The organism is Cupriavidus sp. WGlv3, assembly GCF_023952475.1.
GTDB classification, from domain to species: Bacteria; Pseudomonadota; Gammaproteobacteria; order Burkholderiales; family Burkholderiaceae; genus Cupriavidus; species Cupriavidus phytorum.
In genome coordinates this window covers 1-896 of record NZ_JALHRX010000115.1, presented here as the reverse complement: position 1 = coordinate 896, position 896 = coordinate 1, and the positions used below count along the sequence as shown (strand labels likewise).

Below are 896 nucleotides of genomic sequence, written 5' to 3'. Positions count from 1 at the left end.
CTAGCTTGCTTGAGCGGAAATGACTCTTTACTGTGGTGAGGTGACAAGCCCCCGATTTCATGTGCCATAAAATCCCCATGATCTATTGGGTAGTTTGACCATTTCAGGCTCCGATGGCGTTATCGAAATATTAAATTTGTATGACTGTAGTTTCCAAAACGCCTTGGCCCCTTTTTCGTGCTTTCGACACCTACTTCAAACTGAGTTCTTCGGCACAACATTCCTGACTATAGGATCTTTCCTCATCTCATTAGATCTTGATTTAGATCAAGCAATGACGAGTTGAAGTCGATCGTCCTATGTCTTCGCATAGCTTGGCATATAAACTTTTATCTCTATCTCTCTAGGAGACGAAGCACGAACAAATGACGCTTCATAAATTTGTTATTTGATTGCATGAATTCATACCCCACAATTTAGCCTAGGATCGTCTGCATTTAGCATCAAAGTGTCATGAAATTTCGTTTTTTTAATTCATGGAGAGTGCCATGCGCAAGAGGATTAAAAAATTGGGGGTCGTTGGTTTAATGACGGCGACCGTGCTGTTCGGCGCTATGCCTGCATTCGCAGCGGAAATGGAGGGCTGGTCCGATAACTGTTTGTTCTTGGAGATCGGAAAGGGTGATTTTAGGATTTGTTTGTAACGCTGACAGGGCATAGAGCTGCAGCGCTGATATCTATCAAGGGCAGCGTCATCAGAACGCACCAATGTTAGCTGAATAAACCTTCCACATGCCGCTTTTTGTCTGATTGTGCAGCGAGTGGAGGGCTCCCCTCCCCTGGCGCAGACCGGTTGGTTTCTTGTTCAGCAAGGAATACCGGGGAAGGCGGCGCGGATTCTTGAAGAAGACGGGATTTTGAGGCCCGTATTCCCCGTTCCGATAGCCGAAGGCCCG

At 46.3% G+C, this 896-nt stretch carries 2 protein-coding genes; one reads left to right on the top strand and one right to left on the bottom strand.

Annotated features, from left to right (window positions below; all coding sequences use genetic code 11):
• Positions 1–488 precede the first annotated feature (488 nt).
• Positions 489–644 carry a hypothetical protein gene (locus MKD38_RS30730; protein ID WP_020384409.1) on the top strand — a complete coding sequence of 52 codons (156 nt, stop codon included), beginning with the start codon at positions 489–491 and terminating at the stop codon, positions 642–644.
• Positions 645–695: 51 nt separating this feature from the next.
• On the opposite strand, the gene MKD38_RS30725 is transcribed toward MKD38_RS30730, so the two are convergent.
• Positions 696–896 (bottom strand): hypothetical protein (locus MKD38_RS30725; RefSeq protein ID WP_252682442.1); only part of this gene is annotated, 201 nt, incomplete at its 5' end.